This is a genomic window from Kribbella sp. NPDC004138, assembly GCF_053603655.1.
In genome coordinates this window covers 68,798-84,625 of sequence record NZ_JBSGFZ010000016.1, presented here as the reverse complement: position 1 = coordinate 84,625, position 15,828 = coordinate 68,798, and the positions used below count along the sequence as shown (strand labels likewise).

Here is a 15,828-nt window from a genome sequence, read left to right as displayed (position 1 = left end):
CGCCAGTGGTTACCTAGCCTCCATGCCTTTGCGCCCACTCCCCCACGGCAGCACCAGGATCAGCGGCGGCTTCTGGTTGGAACGGCAACGCACGAACCGCGACACGACCATCCCGGCCGCCGCACAGCGGCTCGAGGAGGCCGGAACGCTCCGCAACTTCCGCCGGACGGCCGGGCAGGAAACCGACGCCGACTCGAGCACCGAGGCGGCCTTCGCCGGCAAGCTGTTCGCGGACACCGACGTCTACAAATGGCTGGAAGCCGTTGCCTGGGAGCAGGATCGCGAGCCCTCAGCCGAGTTCGCCGCCTGGCAGGTCGGCACCAATGGCTTGGTCGCCGCCGCGCAGGAGCCCGACGGCTATCTCAACACCCACACTCATTTGGTCCTGGACGGGCAGCGGTACGGCGACCTGGAGAAGGGGCACGAACTGTACTGCGCGGGACATCTGTTCCAGGCGGCGGTGGCGCAGGTGCGGGCAACCGGGGATCGCACCTTGCTCGACGTCGCGTGCCGGTTCGCCGATCACCTGTGCAAGACCTTCGGCCCCGGCCGGCTGGAGGGTGTCGACGGGCATCCCCTGATCGAGACGGCCCTTGTCGACCTGTACCGCGAGACCGGTACGGCGGCGTACCTGGAGCTGGCGTCGTACTTCGTCGAGGCCCGCGGCCACGGGATGCTCACTCCCCCGGGTCACCACGGCCCGGCGTACTTCCAGGATCACCGTCCGGTGCGCGAGACCCGGACGATCGCCGGGCACGCGGTCCGGGCGCTGTACCTGGCGTCGGGCGCGACCGACGTCGCGGTGGAGACCGGCGACGACGAACTGCTCGGCACGTTGCGGGCGATGTGGGCGACGATGGTCGAGAGCCAGACGTACCTGAACGGCGGACTCGGTTCCCGCTGGTACGGCGAGGCGTTCGGCGACCCGTTCGAGCTGCCGCCGGACGCGGCGTACTGCGAGACGTGTGCGGCGATCGCGAGCGTGCAGTGGAGCTGGCGGCTGTTGCTCGCGACCGGCGAGAGCAAGTACGCCGACCTGATCGAGCGGACGCTCTACAACGCGGTGATCTCCGGGGTGTCGCTCGACGGTGACCGGTTCTTCTACGTGAACACGTTGAAGGTCCGGCACAACGCCTTCGCCGACGATCAACGGTCGGCCGTGGGCGGCAGGCAGCCGTGGTTCGGTACGGCGTGCTGCCCGCCGAACGTGATGCGCACGCTGTCCTCGCTCGACCAGCTGGTCGCGACCGCGGACGACGACGGGGTGCAGGTGCACCTCTACGCGCCGGCTTCGGTGCGCGCGGGCGAGATCGGCTTCGAGATCGAGACCGAGTATCCGTGGCACGGGACCGTCCGGGTGCGGATCACAGCGACTCCGGACACACCGTGGACGCTCAGGCTGCGGATCCCGGCGTGGGCGGACAGCCAACGGCTGACGGTGAACGGGCACGAAGGCCCGCTGCGACGGGTGTGGTCCGTCGGTGACGAGGTCGTGCTGGAGTTGCCGGTCGCGGCGCGCCGGACGGCGCCGGACGAGCGGATCGACGCGGTGCGTGGCTGCGTCGCGATCGAACGCGGCCCGTTGGTGTACTGCTTCGAGCAGCAGGACGCGGACGTCGTCCTCGACCACACCGCGGTCGTCGCGGGCGAGCTGGTCGAGCGGGAGCGACCTGACCTGCTCGGCGGCGTGACCACCATCGACGTACCGGCACGTGACGGCACGCTGACCGCGATCCCCTACTACGCCTGGGCGAACCGGACGGTCGGACCGATGACGGTATGGATCCGGGAGGACGCGTGAACTACTGGGAGGATCCCGGTCCCGGGTACGGCGTGCTGCCGCCGCGGGCCGCCGTACGGTCGGATGCGCCGCGGTTGAGCCTGAACGGGCAGTGGCGATTCCGCTGGACGCCGTCGGTGCCTCCGGCCGGTTTCGAAGCGCCGGACTTCGACGACTCCGACTGGGACTGGTTGCCGGTGCCGTCGTCGTGGCCGATGCACGGACATGGCAGTCCGGCGTACACGAACCAGAAGTATCCGTTCCCGGTCGACCCGCCGTACGTGCCCGACGAGAACCCGACCGGGGACCATCGGCTGGCGTTCGAGCTGCCGGCGTCGTGGAGCGATCCGACCGTGTTGCGGTTCGACGGCGTGGACTCGTGTGCGCGGGTCTGGCTGAACGGGGTCGAGCTCGGGGTGACGCGTGGGTCGCGGCTGCCGGCCGAGTTCGCGGTCAGCGACGTCCTGCGGCCGGGGCGGAACGTGCTGGCGGTGCGCGTGCACCAGTGGTCCTCCGGGTCGTACCTCGAGGATCAGGACATGTGGTGGCTGCCAGGCATCTTCCGTGATGTCACGCTGATCTCGCGGCCGGTGGACGCGGACGTCTTCGTGCACGCCGACTACGTGGACGGTTCCGGCGTACTGCGGGTCGAGTCGGCGCCGGGTGCGATCGTGCGGATCCCGGAGCTGGACGTCGAGGTGCCGAGCGGGAGGACGGTGGCGATCCCGGGCGTCGAGCCGTGGTCGGCCGAGGTGCCGCGGTTGTACGACGCGGTCGTGGAGCTGCCCGGCGAGCGGGTCGCGCTGCGGATCGGGTTCCGGACCGTGGAGATCGTCGACGGCGTCCTACGGGTCAACGGGCGGCGGATCGTGTTCCACGGCGTGAACCGGCACGAGCACGATCCCGTGTTCGGTCGCGCCGTACCGCTGGAGCGGCTGCGCGAAGAGCTGCTGGTGATGAAGCGGCACAACATCAACGCGATCCGGACCAGTCACTACCCGCCGGACTCCCGGCTGCTGGAGCTGTGCGACGAGCTCGGGTTCTGGGTGATGGACGAGTGCGACTACGAGTCGCACGGGTTCTTCCTGCTCGACTGGCGTGGGAACCCGGCCGACGACCCGCGGTTCCGGGACGCGTCGCTGGACCGGATGCGCCGCACGGTCGAGCGCGACAAGAACCACCCGTGCGTGGTGATGTGGTCGCTCGGGAACGAGGCCGGCGTCGGGTCGAACCTGACCGCGATGGCCGCGTGGACGCGGGACCGGGATCCGTCCCGGCCGGTGCACTACGAGGGCGACCTGACGTGCGCCGACGTGGACGTGTACAGCCGGATGTACGCGTCGCACGCCGAGGTCGAGGCGATCGGGAAGCGCGCCGAGAGGCCGTTGGACGATCCGGTGCTGGACGCGCGGCGGCGGGCGATGCCGTTCGTGCTCTGCGAGTATTCGCATGCCGGCGGCAACGGTCCTGGCGGGCTGCCGCAGTACGAGGAGCTCTTCGACCGGTACGAACGGTGCCAGGGCGGGTTCCTGTGGGAGTGGATGGAGCACGGCATCCTGCGTGCCGACGGGTCGTACGGTTACGGCGGCGACTTCGGCGAGGAGCTCCACGACGGGACGTATGTGCTCGACGGTCTCGTCTTCCCCGACCTGACGCCGCAGCCGGTCCTCGCCGAGGTCCACAAGGTCTACGAGCCGGTCCGTCTGACGATCGCCGACGACGTGCTGACCGTCACCAACAGGTACGACGTCCTCGACACCTCACATCTGTCGTTCCTCTGGGACGTTGCCGACGAAGGCATCGTCGTGGACCGCGGCACGCTGGACGTCCCGGTCATCCCGTCCGGCGAATCGGCCACGATCACGCTCCCCGCCCCGCCGGCCCAGAACCCCGAACGCTGGCTGACAGTCCGCGCCGTCCTCACGCAGGACTGCGCCTGGGCCCCAGCAGGCCACGAGGTCACCTGCACCCAAGCCCTCGTCCCGCTACCCCCGGACCGTTTGAGGGGTGAACCTCGCGGCTTGCCCGTTGGCAGTCCGCATACCGGCACAGGAACGGGCAAGCTTCGGGGTGAACGTCCGACGTTGGGAAGTGGTTGCGCGGTGGGGCCGGGGGTGTTCGACGCGCGGACCGGGCGGCTGGTGGGGCTTTGGGGGTGGGAGGTGGAGCATGTGCCGCTGGAACTGTGGCGGGCTCCTACTCAGCACGACGCGCGGACGTGGGATGCGACGACGCTGGACCGGAAGACACGGTGGGCGAACGCCGGACTGGACCGGCTGCGGTACCGGACTGTTGGCGTCGAGCAGACGAGTGACGGCCTGGTGGTCACCACGATGGTCGGTGCGGCCGCCACGGACGCGCGGGTGCTGACGACGTACAGGTGGCGCAGCGACGGTGAGCGGCTGATGGCCGAGGTCGATGTCGAGCCGTTGGGTGAGTGGACGGTGCCGTGGGCGCGGCTGGGCGTCACGTTCGGGCTGCCGGGCGGCCTGCACACGATGACCTGGTTCGGGTTGGGCCCGGGGCAGGCGTACCCGGACTCGCGGTCAGCGGCGCGGATCGGCCGCTATACCAGCACGGTCGACGACCTCCAGGTGCCGTACCTGTATCCGCAGGAGAACGGTGCCCGCGGCGACGTCCGCTGGGCCGAGCTTTCCGGCGCGGCCGGCAAGCTGCGCCTGACCGGCGACCCGCACGTCGCGCTGACGGTCCGCCGCTGGACGACCGCCGAACTGGCCGCGGCCGAGCACCCGGCGGACCTGCGCCCGGACGACCGCGTCTGGCTCACGCTGGACGCCCTGCAACACGGCCTAGGCAGCCCGACCAGCGACGCGCCGATCCTCCCGCCGCACGACCTCCAACCGCACAAGCACACCTTCAGGTTCAGCTTGGGAAGCTGATCCACGTCCCCGCCAACGGCTGCTGACCGATCCCCGGCTTCGACCAGTCGCAGACCCCGTCGGGGAAGATCGTCCGCAGCTTCTTCCACTGTGCGTCGGTGAATCCGGGGTATTCCGGCCGTTTGGGCGTCCGCAGCTCGCACTTGATCACGTCCGCCGCGACCCCGGCTCCGGCCACCTCCCGCGGGAACGACGCCGACGGGAACAGCTTCTCGCAGCGCGAGGCCGGGTCCCGGGTCAGCGGCTGCGCGACGAACTCGGTCGACGACGGAACCCGGCAGCCCTCGACCAGCCCGGACGGCCGCGCCGCGACGATCTTGTCGATCCGCGGCCGCGCGGTGGTGTCGGCCGTCAATTGCGTGAGCCAGCGGTCCATCTCGTCGACGGCGTGCTGCAGCATCGGGCTCGCGGTGCTGAACAGCCCGTACGTCGCGTCCTCGAGCAGGCTCACCTGGTTGTCCGCCGTACCGTTCGCCTCCTGCAGCCGGGCGCGCATCGAGAACGTGTGGTACCGGACGTGGATGTCGCCGTACGACTGGGTGTCGTAGTACGCCCGGTAGTCGATGATCGGCACGTCCTTCAGCCCGCCGCCGCCGTTCGTCAGCCGCCCGGTCCGGTACGCCGCGCGCACCGCCTGCGGATCGGCCGCGGTCCGGGACGGCACCAGGTTCGCGTCCGCGTCGAAGCCGCCGACGTGCTCGTTCAGGTCGAGGAACTGCGCGGGCGTGATCGCCCCGGACTTCAGCACCTTCAGCCCGTACTGCACGCCGACGTTGTCGAGCGGCCGCCGGGCGAACCCGCTCGACGGGTCCGCGCCGTACGCGTTGATCGTGTGGTCGAAGACGTCGCAGCGCGCGCCCTGCGGGTTCGTCACCGGGTCGTAGCGCTGCTCGGCGGGGAGGTGGGAGCAGTTGCTCCGCGGGTCGATCCGGTTCGCGCTCACCGCCATGCTCGGCAGCGTCGCGTACGTCTGGAAGCCCGCGACCTTGCGCTTCTGCTCCTGCGTCCACGCCAGACCCGACGTGGTGAAGTACGAGTTCAGCAGCCACGAGTCGCTGATGAACGAGACCGTGCCGAACCCGACCTCCGGGAACGAGCAGCCGACGACGATCCCGTCGAAGATGCCCGGGTAGTTGTCGGTGATCTGGTGTGCCTGGTACGAACCGCCCGAGCAGCCGAAGCCGATCGTGAAGTCCGGCCGGCCGTAGTGCTCGACGAACAACTCCTTCGTCGTCATCGCGGATTCGGCCGCGGTCAGGTCGTTGCAGTTCTGGCCGAAGACGTTCAGCGACGACGACAGCAACGCGTACCCGCGACCGAGCAGGAACGCGTCGGTGACGCCGCCGGTCGTCGAGCCGGACCGGTACCACCCGCCGGCACAGCCGCCGCCGAGCGTGAAGATCGCCCGCCCGTTCCAGCTTGACGACCGCCGCGTCGGGGTCGGCGCGGCCTCCCGCAGCGGGTCGTGCAGCATGCTGGTCTGCACCACGGCCCGGTTCGCGCTGCCGGTCTCCATCCGGACGATGAACGGGTCACCGGAGTCCGTCTTCGCGAGATCAACCGGGTACGCCGTGGCGCCGGCCGGCCACTTCGCGAACTGGCCCGCGGTCGTCCGGTAGAAGTAGTCGACGCGCGGCGCAATCGTGCAGTCCGCGTCCAGCGGGGCGCCCAGGGTGCCGCCGATCACCGGGACGGTGAACTTCGCGGTCTCACACAGGAACGGCTGCTCATGCGGTCCCGAGAACACCGGCCCTTGCCGCGGGTGGTTCTGGACGTCCAGCGTCGTCTGCTGCCCGTCGGCCTCGGCGCGGAGAACGTTCGGCCCGGGCCGCAGGCCGCTGACCAGTCCCGTCACGCCGGTGCCGTCGGGGGTGAACGCCGACGACACGTCCGCGCCGTTCAGCGTCACCCGCACCGGCTCGTCCGCGTCCGGGACCGCGACATGGACGAGCGCGTCGCCGCCGGTCACCATGTCCGGGCGGCCGGACAGGATCTCCAGCTTGACGTCGCGGGACGCCACGGCCGGAACCACCGGGACCACGAGCGCGGCCGCGATCAGCGCCGCGATGACGCGAACTGGTCGGTTCACGGGGTCCTCCAAGGTTCAGTGGGCGACAACAACCTCGTAGCCGTGCGTGATGTCAATCATGTGCTTGTCCGTACCCAGTTTCCGTCAACGACTCTCAGTCGCGATAGGTCCGGACCGTTTCCGGCCAGGCGATCCGGGTGCCCAGCTTGTCGGTGAGGAGTCGCTGGAAGTCGGCCAGCTGGGTGGGGTCGTTACGGACCTTGCGTGGTGACAGGCCTTCGGCCAGGCAGAAACCGACCAGTGCGCCGACCGCCTCGCCGATGCTCCATTCGACCGGGTGGAGGCGGTAACACCCGTTGGTGACATGGGTGGTCCCGATGTTCTTGTTCGCCGGGAGCAGGTTGGTGACGCGGACCGGGATCAGCGCGCCGAGCGGGATCTGGAACGGGTACGCCTCGATGTCGACGTAGCTGCGGCCCGCCGTACTCGGATGCAGGTCGATCCGGTACCGGCCGAGCCCGACCGTGTCCGCGAACACCTCGCTGCCCGCCCCGGCCGGTCGCGCCTCGACGCCGACATGCTGTTCCAGCACCGTGAACTCGGCCTGGATCCGGCGCGCCTCGCGGATGTACGGCGTCTTGGCGAGACCGTCCGCCGTACCGGTGACATCGGGGCGCAACCGCAGCCCGGGGTAGCCGCCCTCGGTCTGCATCCAGTACAGGAAGGACAGCGACAGGTCCTTGCTCGCGGCCAGGGCCGTCGCCGGATCGGGTCCGCCGAGCAGCGGCTGCTCCCAGTAGTCGAGCTGCGGCCAGTTCACCACCGTGACGTCCGGGATCACCTTGTCGACAAAGTTGCTGCTGGCAAGGATCTGCCGGTAGCGCCAGAGCGAGAACGGCGCCCGGTGCTCCGGGTTTGCGTCGAGGAGCTTCCATTCCCGCTGCTCCAGCGTGACAGGTACGACGTCGGTCCAGGACAGCTGCGGTCCCGGCCAGAACGGCGCGACCATGTCCCGCCAGTGCGCGTAGCCGGCCGGGCGATCGATCGTGTGGTCCTCCCCCGGCCGGTGCTCCAGCGCGAAACACCAGGAGAACGCCTGCTGGTCGAGGGGATTCGCGACGTCGGGCGCGTGCGGCTCGCCGGTCTGATCGCGGCCTTCCGCACCGATCACGTGCTCGACGTTGGCCAGCTCCAGCAGGTCGCCGAGCTCGGTCGCGTCCACGACGTACGCCGCGGACACCGTCAGCTCGTCGCCGGTGCGCAGGTCCCGCAGCGTCACCGCCTCGATCTCGTCGCCGGTCGTGACCGCCGCGATCGGCTCGTGCTCCAGGAACAACCGCAGCCGGTCCGAGGCACGCCACGGCGCGAGCATCTCCTCCAGCACGGTCGCGGCGACGCGGGGTTCGTGGCAGAAGCGGCTGACGACGCCGAGTCCGGGGTCGAGCAGCGGATCCGCGGCGGCCTCGGGTGTCAGCGGGTAGTTACGGCGGTAGTAGTCCCGGATCCGGCGGCGGAGTTCGGCGTACCCGCTCGCGGCGTACTGCTCGATCCACGGGTGCTCGTCCGGTGGCACGAGTTGGCTGGTCAGCTGACCGCCCAGCCAGTCGGTCGGCTCGGTCAGGACGACGCGACGGCCCAGCCGGACCGCGGTGAGCGCGGCCGCGACCCCGCCGAGTCCGCCGCCGACCACCAGCACATCGGTTTCGAGTTCCACCGGTTCACTCCCTCGTACGGGCGTCGGCGACGGTTTCGCCGGCCACCAGGTCACAGGCCACCAGTCGACTGACGGGTTCTGCCTCCGGGTTCTCGACCCGCACGACCAGCGCGTCGATCGCGATCCGGCCGATCTCCTTGCGCGGAACCACCAGGCAGTCCCAGCGGTGACCGGGTTCGTCGCCGGATCCCTCCAGCACCGCCACCGACACGTCCGCCGGAATGCTCAGCCCGCGCTCGGCCAGCCGGCGCCGCACGTCCTCGGCCTGGCCGATGGTCTCGGCAACGACCGCGGTCTCGGGGCCTGCCGCCAGCTCGTCGAGCCACTCGTCGGTCACCCCGGGCTCGCCGCGGAACCCGGGCGAGCGGTCCTGCAGACCGAGACGCTCGACGGCGGCGCGGTACCCCGCACGGCGATCGGCGTACGCCTCCTGCTCGTTGTCCGAGCGCAGATAGGCGAGATGGCGATGCCCGCGCTCGGCCAGCGACGCCACGATCCGCCCGGCCGCGGACACGTAGTCCGGCACGATGCACGGGATCTCCGCGCCCGGCACCTCGCGGCGGCCGATGTGCACGAACAGGTAGCCGTCGCGCCACAGCCGGGCCAGTTCCTCGCGATCGGTCGCGGCACCGAGCAGGACGGCGCCGTCGGCGAGGTTCAGCCGGTTGGTGCCGTCGCGGTAGATCCGGCGCCGGCCGTCACGCGCCCCGGTCGAGGTGAACAGCACGAGGTCGTAGCCGAGCTCCTCGGCGCGCTCCTCGATCCCGAGCAGGAACTCGAAGTAGAAGTCGTCGCGGGCGTGCGGGAACACGGCCTCGAAGGTATGGACGCCGAGCAGCCGGTTGCGCTTGTTCCGCAGGTTCCGCGCGGCGGCGTTCGGGACGTAGCCGAGGTCCTTGACCGCGGCGCGGATCCGGTCCCGGGTCTCCGCCGGGATCCGGTCGACGTCCCCGCTGATCACCCGTGACACCGCGGACTGCGACACCCCGGCCAGCCGGGCGACATCGGACTGTCTGGGCGCTTTCATCACGTCTCCTGCGATCAGCGAATGAGCTCCGTCATACGTATGAGCACTCAGCTACGGCCGTGCTCTTACGTATGAGCAGGAACCTACGAGCGCCGGGCCTGGCCTGTCAACAGCTCTCGACGGCTACGAGGTGAACAGCTTCCAGGCGCCCTCCGAGACGACGTCGACGGTGCCGTCGACAACCCGGACGGCGCTGTCGTCGTCGATGGCGTACGTCGGCGCGGGGATCCGGGCCGCCCATTGCTCCGCGTTCGCCAAGGACGCGTCGAGGTGCTGCGGATGCTCCAGGTGCGGGATCACCCCGAAGTCGACGAGTCCGGCGCCCCGGGCCGTGACCAGGATCCGGTCGAGGTCGCCCTGCGGGGTGCGGAAGACGAACTTCTCCGACTTCAGCGGCTGGTCGGCTCCGCGGGGCGGCTCGGGGTAGGTCTCGACGAACGTGGTGGTGGCGGCGATGCTCCCGGCGCTGACCCCGACGTACACACCCTCGTTCGTCTGCAGGAGCTCGGCGAGGCCGGAGCGCCACAACCAGCTCGCGAGGAACAGCGGGTCGCCGCCACCGACCAGGATCGCGTCGGCCTCGCGGACCGCCGGCGCCCAGGCCGCCTCGTCGATGCTCGGCAGTGCCGTCAGTTCCAGGATGCCGAGCGACTTCCAGCCCAGTCCGCACAGCGGCGACGGAGAGCTGCCCGTGATCGCACGCCACGCCATCTCGGGCCCACCGGGGAACGGGTACAGCGCGGTGGGGACGAAGAGGGCGGTGGACTCGGCGATCGGCTTGCCCAGGAGCCCGACGAGCGCGTCGTGGATGGTCGCGTTCTTGATGCCGGAGGACGTCAGAAGAAGCTTCATACCCCTGCAACGAACGAGGCACGGCGAATCCGACAGTCGGCGACAACAATCTCTGGGCGCTGACCGGCGAGGCTGATGGGGTGTTGGGCCCGGATCGTCCAGTGCCGGTCGAATTGGGCCACCTGGTGCGGATTGAGGACCGCGACCAGGAGACCGTCAGGGGCAAGAGTTCGCCGCCATCGACGGAGGTACGGCGTGAGGTCGCCGATGGTCAGGCGGTGGCCCCACGGCGGGTTGGTGATGATGCGGTCGGCAGCCGCCGTGAGTTCGCGAGCGTTTCCCCGCCGCCAGGTGATCGAGGGCGTCCGCGTGGTCCGGAGCTGGGTGGTGTTCGCCCGGGCTGCTGCGATGGCGGCCGGGTTCTTGTCCACGCCGTGGTACGTCGCCCGCGGTTCGAGCCGCTGCGCCTCGAGCAGCAACGTCCCGGCCCCGCAGAACGGATCAAGGACGTGGTGCCCGGGCGCGAGCCCTGCCAGCCGGGCCATCGCTGCGCCCACGGGCGGGTGCAGGCTGCCGAGCACCGTGTGCTCCCGCCACGGCCGCCTGTGCAGCGGTACGGCGTACGGCCGCCGGGCGACGCGCATCGTCTTCCCGTCCAGCACCACACGCCACTCGGCGCGGTCGTCCGGCGGCGCGACGCCGTACCGCCGGGAGTGGTACCGCCCGCCCGTCAATCGCTCGAGCCGCTCGCCCACCAGGTCCTCGACGTCATACCGGTTGAAGTTCCGCGTGCCCACGAACGACGCCGACACCGCGAACGCCCGATCGGCCGGCTCCGACTGCACCGCCTGGCGCACGGCGTCGGCCAGGCCGGCCCGAGCACGGCCGGGATCCGGCGCCGCGCCGTACACCTCGAACAAGTCGTCAGCCACCCGCGGCGGCTGCTCCACGATGCCGGACGACGGCTCGACGATCAGCTGCCGCTTCGTCACCTCGACCACCCGGTGTCCTGCTGCGGCGACCTCCTCAGCCGCCAACCACTCCAGACCACCGACAACTCGCACCAGCACAGAACGCATGAAGAATCTCCCGGCAAGAACCCGGGAGCAACCAACGGCTACTCCCGCGTCGCCGGCCAAGGGCAGAACGCCACACAACGGACCGACGGGAGTCAGCCCCGTCGGAAGAAGAAACTCTTCATGGGCGCGATCGTGGCACAAGAACCGCCGGTCACCCAGCGAATTTCCGTCCCGCCCTTGAGTAACCACCTGGCGTGGTCTTGACTTTCAAGTCCCGCCCCGGAGGTTGCCCGTGCGCGTCACGCTGCTCGCCACCGCCCTGTTCCTCGGACTTTCCCCGCTCGCCCCCGCGCAAGCCGCGCCACCGCCCGCCGTCGAGACCGCGACCGTCCGGACCGCAGCACTCGGCGCGGAAGTCGTGGCGGTCAAGCAGGTCGCGGACCGGCTGACCGACCTGACCGTGCGGTCCCAGGCGCTGGGCGGCCGGACCGTCAACGTCCGGCTGCTGACCCCGGACGGCTGGAATCCCGCCGACCGCCGTCAGCACTGGCCGACGTTCTGGCTCCTGCACGGCTGCTGCGGGGACTACACGTCCTGGTCCGGCACTGACATCGCCAAGATCCCGAGCCTGCGCAAGGTCCTCGTCGTGATGCCCGAGGCCGGCTGGAGCGGCTGGTACAGCGACTGGTGGAACTACGGCGCCGGCGGCGACCCCGAGTGGGAGACGTTCCACACCGTCGAGCTGGCGCACCTGCTGGAGCACGGCTGGGGCGCGAGCTCGAACCGCGTCGTCGCCGGCCTGTCGATGGGCGGGCAGGGCGCACTCCTGTACGCCGCTCGCCACCCCGGCATGTTCCGTGCGGCCGCGGCGTACTCCGGTTCGGCCCATCCGCTGCTGAACGACGAGTCGATCAACCGGATCAAGGGGTTCTTCGCCGGCCAGGGCAACGACCCGCTCCGGGTCTGGGGAGACCCCGTCGCCCAGCGCGGGATCTGGGAGGCGCACGACCCGTACTACCTGGCGCACCGGCTCAAGTCGCTACCGGTGTACCTGTCCTGCGGCGACGGCACGGCCGGACCGCTCGACCCGCCCGGGAAGACCGACGCGCTGGAGGCGGACTTCAACCGCCAGAACCACGCTCTGGCCGCCGAGCTCGAACGGCTCGGTGCGAAACACCTGACGACCAACTTCTACGGACCGGGCACCCATGCGTGGGCCTACTGGCAGCGCGAGCTGCACGCCTCACTGCCGATGCTGCTGCAGGCCCTTCACAGATAGGTCTGCGTGCTCGGTGGCGCGGACTCCATCCAGGCCAGGACACCGGTGAGAGCTTCCTCGGTCATGGCGAAGTGGACGGTGCGGTCGCGGAGCTCGGCGTCGACGATGACGTGGCCGGCGTAGGTGACCAGCGGCTCGTTGCCCATCGGGCGGCGGGTGGTGACACCTTCGAGCTGGCGCCGGTTGACGACGAGCTTCGGCCACCAGGCAAGGCTGAAGACCCGGAACCACTGCAGGTCGTCGCCGACGTAGCGGGCCAGGCCGAGGGCCCAGCCGCGGCCGTGCTCCTTCTGCGCGAGCTGCAGGCTGCAATCAAAAGTTCCGCCGTCCCTGGACAACCAGCGACGGCGGAACGCGACCAGCACGATGAACAGCACGGCGGCAAGCAGACAGACCCCGACGACATCGAGGACTACCCTCATACCTTGCCGACCTCATTTCCGGTGCCCGACCCCGGGCACCCCGGAGAACCGTACTGCTGTGACGCGATATTTGATTATGGCAGGTCGGATCAGGACGTCTGCTCGGCGGCCCGAACCCTGGCCTCGGCGAGTCGCACCTCGTCGGCGTCGGCGTCGGCCAGACCGGCCGCCAGCGCCTGCTCGAGCTCGCGCCGAGCCTCCTCCAGGTCGATGTCGTGACCCATCTCGGCGTTCTCGGCCAGGATCGAGACCCGGTCGTTCGCCACCGAGATGAACCCGTCCGGCGCGGCCGCGACGAAGTACTCGTCGTCGACGGTCCGCACCTGGACGGTGCCGCCCTGCAGCAGGCCCAGCAGTGGCGCGTGGCCGGGCAGGATGCCGACGTCACCGTCCGTGGTCCGGGCGATCACGATCTTGGCCTGGCCCTGCCACACGGTCCGCTCGGCCGCGACCAGCGCGACCTCGAGGTGCTTGGCAGAATCGTCGGCCATCTCAGTTTTCCTTCTGCAGCTCGGCCCACTTGCGCTCGACGTCCTCGAGCGAACCGACGTTGAAGAACGCCTGCTCGGCGATGTGGTCGCACTCGCCTTCGGTGATCTTCTTGAAGGACTCGATGGTGTCCTTCAGCGGCACGGTGGAGCCCGGGATGTTGGTGAACTTCTCCGCCATGTAGGTGTTCTGCGAGAGGAACTGCTCGATCCGGCGCGCCCGCGCGACGGTGATCTTGTCCTCTTCGGAGAGCTCGTCGACACCGAGGATGGCGATGATGTCCTGCAGTTCCTTGTTCTTCTGCAGGATCTGCTTCACCCGGACGGCCACGTCGTAGTGCTCCTGGCCGATGTACTGCGGGTCGAGGATCCGCGACGTCGAGGTCAGCGGGTCGACGGCCGGGTACAGACCACGCGACGCGATGTCACGCGAGAGCTCGGTGGTCGCGTCCAGGTGCGCGAACGTGGTGGCCGGCGCCGGGTCGGTGTAGTCGTCGGCGGGCACGTAGATCGCCTGCATCGAGGTGATCGAGTGACCGCGGGTCGACGTGATCCGCTCCTGCAGCACGCCCATCTCGTCGGCCAGGTTCGGCTGGTAACCGACGGCGCTCGGCATCCGGCCGAGCAGCGTGGAGACCTCGGAACCGGCCTGCGTGAACCGGAAGATGTTGTCGATGAACAGCAGCACGTCCTGCTGCTTGACGTCGCGGAAGTACTCCGCCATCGTCAGCGCCGACAGCGCGACCCGCAGGCGCGTGCCCGGCGGCTCGTCCATCTGGCCGAACACCAGCGCGGTGTCCTTGAAGACGCCGGCCTCTTCCATCTCGTTGATGAGGTCGTTGCCCTCACGGGTCCGCTCGCCTACGCCGGCGAACACCGACGTACCACCGAAGTTGTGGGCGATCCGGTAGATCATCTCCTGGATCAGAACGGTCTTGCCGACACCCGCACCGCCGAACAGGCCGATCTTTCCGCCCTGCACGTACGGCGTGAGCAGGTCGAGCACCTTGATGCCGGTCTCCAGCATCTCGGTCTTCGACTCGAGCTGGTCGAAGGCCGGCGCCTTGCGGTGGATCGGCCAGCGCTCGGCGATCTCGAACTCGGACTCGTCCTGGTTCAGGCACTTGCCGGTCACGGACCAGACCCGGCCCTTGGTGACGTCACCGACCGGGACGGAGATCGCCGCGCCGGTGTCGCGCACCTCGGCGCCGCGGATCAGGCCGTCGGTCGGCTTCATCGAGATCGCCCGGACGATGTTGTCGCCGACGTGCAGCGCGACCTCGAGGGTGATCGTCTGGGTGGCGTCGCCGAGGGTGATGTCCACCTCGAGCGCGTTGTAGATGTCGGGCATCGCGTCGGCCGCGAACTCGACGTCGACGACCGGGCCGATCACCCGGGCGACGCGACCGACACCCGCGGCGCCGGCCTCGTTGTTCTTCTCGGTAACCGTGGCAGTCATCTCTCTCACTCGCTCCCGGCGGTCGCGTCGGCCAGCGCGCTGGCGCCACCGACGATCTCGCTGATTTCCTGGGTAATTTGCGCCTGGCGGGCCTGGTTCAGGTCCCGGGTCAGGCTCTCGATCAGGTCCTGCGCGTTGTCCGTCGCGGACTTCATCGCACGCTGCCGGTTGGCCAGCTCGGAGGCGGCCGCCTGCAGCATGCACCAGTGGATCCGGCTGGCGACGTACTTCGGCAGCAGGCCGTCGAGCACGTCCTCGGCGGAGGGCTCGAACTCGTACAGCGGCAGCACGTCGTCCGGCGCCGGCGCCTCCTCGCCCTCGACGACCTCCAGCGGCAGCAGCCGGATGACGTCGGCGCGCTGGGTGAGCATCGACACGAACCGGGTGAAGACGATGTGGATCTCGTCCACACCGCCCTCCTCGGTCGGGGTCAGGAAGGCCTCGATCAGCGCGTCGGCGATCTCCCGGGCCCGCTCGTAGCTCGGGTTGTCGGAGTCACCGGTCCACGACTGCGCGACCTCACGCTGGCGGAAGGTGTAGTACGCGACGCCCTTGCGGCCGCTGAGGTAAGGAACGATCTCCTTCTCCTCCTCGCGCAGCAGCTGGTGCAGCCGCTCGCCTTCACGGATCACGTTGGACGAGTAGGCACCGGCCTGACCGCGGTCGGAGGTGATCAGCAGCACGGCGGCGCGGCGCGGGTTCTCCTTCTCGGTGGTCAGCGGGTGGTCGACGTTCGAGAACGTCGCCACCGCCGACACGGCACGGGTGAGCTCACGCGCGTACGGACCGGCCGCCGCGGCGCGCTGCTGCGCCTTGACGATCCGGGACGCCGCGATCAGCTCCATCGCGCGGGTGAGCTTCTTGATCGTCGTGACCGAGGCCTTCCGGTCGCGAAGCTCCCGCAGGTTCGCCGGCATCG

General features: G+C 69.8%; 12 protein-coding genes. 3 read left to right on the top strand and 9 right to left on the bottom strand.

From position 1 onward, the window contains the following. Nucleotides 1-22 precede the first annotated feature (22 nt). On the top strand, nt 23-1,801 hold the full coding sequence (locus ACWEOO_RS22960; protein ID WP_452144722.1) for a glycoside hydrolase family 127 protein: 1,779 nt from the start codon (nt 23-25) through the stop codon (nt 1,799-1,801). Then, nucleotides 1,798-4,680 (top strand): glycoside hydrolase family 2 TIM barrel-domain containing protein, encoded by a 2,883-nt coding sequence (locus ACWEOO_RS22955; RefSeq protein WP_452144721.1) that lies wholly within the window; start codon nt 1,798-1,800, stop codon nt 4,678-4,680. Before ACWEOO_RS22960 ends, ACWEOO_RS22955 begins: the two co-directional genes overlap by 4 nt. Here the strand turns inward: ACWEOO_RS22955 and ACWEOO_RS22950 are convergent. The 5 genes from ACWEOO_RS22950 to ACWEOO_RS22930 form a co-directional block, all read right to left on the bottom strand. Beyond that, nucleotides 4,664-6,769, bottom strand: coding sequence for a DUF6351 family protein (locus ACWEOO_RS22950; RefSeq protein WP_452144720.1), 2,106 nt, complete (start codon nt 6,767-6,769; stop codon nt 4,664-4,666). The two genes, ACWEOO_RS22955 and ACWEOO_RS22950, sit on opposite strands and share 17 nt — an antisense overlap. A gap of 94 nt (nt 6,770-6,863) precedes the next feature. Next, entirely contained in the window at nt 6,864-8,423 is a 1,560-nt protein-coding gene (locus tag ACWEOO_RS22945) for an FAD-dependent oxidoreductase (protein ID WP_452144719.1), read from the bottom strand. Nucleotides 8,424-8,427: 4 nt separating this feature from the next. Continuing rightward, nucleotides 8,428-9,450, bottom strand: a complete 1,023-nt coding sequence (locus ACWEOO_RS22940) for a LacI family DNA-binding transcriptional regulator (RefSeq protein ID WP_452144718.1) — start codon at nt 9,448-9,450, stop codon at nt 8,428-8,430. 123 nt (nt 9,451-9,573) lie between these two features. After that, nucleotides 9,574-10,302 carry a Type 1 glutamine amidotransferase-like domain-containing protein gene (locus ACWEOO_RS22935; RefSeq protein ID WP_452144717.1) on the bottom strand — a complete coding sequence of 243 codons (729 nt, stop codon included), beginning with the start codon at nt 10,300-10,302 and terminating at the stop codon, nt 9,574-9,576. Continuing rightward, complete coding sequence (locus ACWEOO_RS22930) at nt 10,299-11,321, bottom strand: methyltransferase domain-containing protein (RefSeq protein WP_452144716.1); 1,023 nt, start codon at nt 11,319-11,321, stop codon at nt 10,299-10,301. The genes ACWEOO_RS22935 and ACWEOO_RS22930 overlap by 4 nt, the downstream gene beginning before the upstream one ends. A 232-nt stretch (nt 11,322-11,553) precedes the next feature. Here ACWEOO_RS22930 and ACWEOO_RS22925 point away from each other — a divergent pair, with 232 nt between their 5' ends. Beyond that, nucleotides 11,554-12,540 carry an alpha/beta hydrolase gene (locus ACWEOO_RS22925; protein WP_452144715.1) on the top strand — a complete coding sequence of 329 codons (987 nt, stop codon included), beginning with the start codon at nt 11,554-11,556 and terminating at the stop codon, nt 12,538-12,540. Here the strand turns inward: ACWEOO_RS22925 and ACWEOO_RS22920 are convergent. The 4 genes from ACWEOO_RS22920 to ACWEOO_RS22905 form a co-directional block, all read right to left on the bottom strand. Beyond that, nucleotides 12,531-12,962, bottom strand: coding sequence for a DUF2550 domain-containing protein (locus ACWEOO_RS22920; protein ID WP_452144714.1), 432 nt, complete (start codon nt 12,960-12,962; stop codon nt 12,531-12,533). The two genes, ACWEOO_RS22925 and ACWEOO_RS22920, sit on opposite strands and share 10 nt — an antisense overlap. An 89-nt stretch (nt 12,963-13,051) precedes the next feature. Then, entirely contained in the window at nt 13,052-13,453 is a 402-nt protein-coding gene (locus tag ACWEOO_RS22915) for a F0F1 ATP synthase subunit epsilon (RefSeq protein WP_355485667.1), read from the bottom strand. Between the two features lies 1 nt (nt 13,454). Continuing rightward, a complete protein-coding gene (gene atpD, locus ACWEOO_RS22910; RefSeq protein ID WP_355700076.1) occupies nt 13,455-14,909 on the bottom strand; it encodes a F0F1 ATP synthase subunit beta in 1,455 nt (484 codons plus the stop codon). A gap of 5 nt (nt 14,910-14,914) precedes the next feature. Beyond that, on the bottom strand, nt 14,915-15,826 hold the full coding sequence (locus ACWEOO_RS22905; protein WP_355700077.1) for a F0F1 ATP synthase subunit gamma: 912 nt from the start codon (nt 15,824-15,826) through the stop codon (nt 14,915-14,917). Nucleotides 15,827-15,828: the final 2 nt, after the last annotated feature.

Bases quoted from the DNA above. Each gene is read 5' to 3' on its own strand.
- ACWEOO_RS22920 (WP_452144714.1), bottom strand. From the start codon at position 12,962: ATGAGGGTAGTCCTCGATGTCGTCGGGGTCTGTCTGCTTGCCGCCGTG.
- ACWEOO_RS22915 (WP_355485667.1), bottom strand. From the start codon at position 13,453: ATGGCCGACGATTCTGCCAAGCACCTCGAGGTCGCGCTGGTCGCGGCC.
- ACWEOO_RS22960 (WP_452144722.1), top strand. From the start codon at position 23: ATGCCTTTGCGCCCACTCCCCCACGGCAGCACCAGGATCAGCGGCGGC.
- ACWEOO_RS22935 (WP_452144717.1), bottom strand. From the start codon at position 10,302: ATGAAGCTTCTTCTGACGTCCTCCGGCATCAAGAACGCGACCATCCAC.
- ACWEOO_RS22930 (WP_452144716.1), bottom strand. From the start codon at position 11,321: ATGCGTTCTGTGCTGGTGCGAGTTGTCGGTGGTCTGGAGTGGTTGGCG.
- ACWEOO_RS22940 (WP_452144718.1), bottom strand. From the start codon at position 9,450: ATGAAAGCGCCCAGACAGTCCGATGTCGCCCGGCTGGCCGGGGTGTCG.
- atpD (WP_355700076.1), bottom strand. From the start codon at position 14,909: ATGACTGCCACGGTTACCGAGAAGAACAACGAGGCCGGCGCCGCGGGT.
- ACWEOO_RS22905 (WP_355700077.1), bottom strand. From the start codon at position 15,826: ATGCCGGCGAACCTGCGGGAGCTTCGCGACCGGAAGGCCTCGGTCACG.